The sequence below is a fragment of the Methanocalculus sp. genome (assembly GCF_029762515.1).
Classification (GTDB): domain Archaea; phylum Halobacteriota; class Methanomicrobia; order Methanomicrobiales; family Methanocorpusculaceae; genus Methanocalculus.
This window is the reverse complement of record NZ_JARVGN010000492.1, coordinates 1-1,530: the sequence shown is the minus strand read 5'-3', so window position 1 is coordinate 1,530 and position 1,530 is coordinate 1. Positions and strand designations below refer to the sequence as shown.

At 56.6% G+C, this 1,530-nt stretch carries 3 protein-coding genes; all 3 read right to left on the bottom strand.

The window, feature by feature from the left end; genetic code table 11:
• Positions 1–125 precede the first annotated feature (125 nt).
• Complete coding sequence (locus QCH34_RS12535) at positions 126–854, bottom strand: methyltransferase domain-containing protein (RefSeq protein WP_300334621.1); 729 nt, start codon at positions 852–854, stop codon at positions 126–128.
• Entirely contained in the window at positions 851–1,216 is a 366-nt protein-coding gene (locus tag QCH34_RS12530; protein WP_300334620.1) for a nascent polypeptide-associated complex protein, read from the bottom strand. Before QCH34_RS12530 ends, QCH34_RS12535 begins: the two co-directional genes overlap by 4 nt.
• Positions 1,213–1,530: PUA domain-containing protein (locus tag QCH34_RS12525; RefSeq protein WP_366898676.1), on the bottom strand; the 318-nt coding region annotated here is incomplete at its 5' end. The genes QCH34_RS12530 and QCH34_RS12525, both read right to left, overlap by 4 nt.

The window sequence follows — 1,530 nt, the reverse complement described above, 5'->3', positions numbered from 1 at the left end:
GATCAAGGATATCATCGATCTCCCCTGTTGAAACCTCGTTTATCGAGATGATATGACGCATAATGATTCCGCCGCAAGAGACCTGTACCTGTCTGTTGATGCGCCATCCAGATAAAACGAGGGGATCACTTCCGGGCAATGGTCAGGAAACCGCTGTGAGCCACACGGGTTGACGGACGGGTGCCACGGGCAGTCCGGGTCAGTTCCCGCTCCATACACTCAAAGCAGTTGACACCGCCTGAGAAGAGCTCATTGCAGGCATCTATCACCGAGAATGTCTGTTCAAAGAAGGGGGTATACGTCACAAAGAAACCACCCGGAACCAGGAGGGAATGGGCATGGGCGACATGCTCGTTCTGGATCATCATATCCAGGTGGACGATATCATAAGATCCCTCTGCCGAGAGGACATCCTCTGCGTGAACGTTGACATTCTCAAGGTGCGCATCAGCGATATTCTTCTCTGCAAGGCGGGCAAACTCCGGCCGTACCTCATAGGTATCGACCTGCTTTGCAATACCGCCGAAGTAGATGGCGGCAACACCGCTTCCTGTGCCTGCATCCAGAACGAGATCGTTTCTGTTCATGCCGGTATAGGCGATCACCATCCCGATATCCTTTGGGAGCATCGGGGCACCGCTCCGCTTCCCGTGGCAGAAGAGATCGGGGGGGCGGGGCACCCTGATCGTGAAGGCCTTCCCAAGATGGGTTTCGATTCTGTCGCCGGGCATCTTCCCGACAAGATCAGCAAGCTGTATCTCACCGGCATCGGATCCGAATTTTCCGGGACCCGCCCGGAGGTAATACTCCCGCTTCTGCCCGACCAGGATGATGCGATCGCCCTCTTCGATCATTGCCCGCCAAGTTTCATGATCGCTTCTGCGATATCGCCGTTCGTCCCGACAAGGGCAGCTTTTGCGGCATCAGGAGAGACATTCGCCTGCATGGCAACGAGCTCGATATCAGCATCTGTGATCTCGGCCTGCACCGGTGCTGAGTCGATCACCCCGGCAGCCTCAAACCTCGGGGTGCCGGTCAGCTGGTAGGTGGTCTGTCCCTGCATCGTCATCGCGACCACCTCGGCGTCTTCGAAGATGTAGGTGCCATCTGCTGCTTCGATGGTGACGCGGGTGACCCCCTCGATCGGATCCATCGACATGCCGAGTTTGTTCATCATCTGTTTCATCTTTCGTGGATTCATTCCGCCGGGCATCATCTCTTATCCCTTCCCTGTCGTACTTTTACGGCACCGCCGTACTTAAATTCCAGCATCTCCGATCCGGAGAGGTTCGCCATCCCCGTTGCAAGGAGCGAGTCATCTTCAGAAACAACAAACACCTCATCCTCTGCGCGGATATTCGGATCTGCGCTGATCACGTGTTTTGCCATCGCCGTTTTTCCGGCTGAGACAAAGGGAACTGCCTCTTCATGCACAACAACACGACCCGCCGGGGGCGCGAGGAATGCATGGAGGCGGGCTGCCCCGTCATAACTGAGGGTGAGGCGGCCGTCCTGTGCCCGCACCGTCGC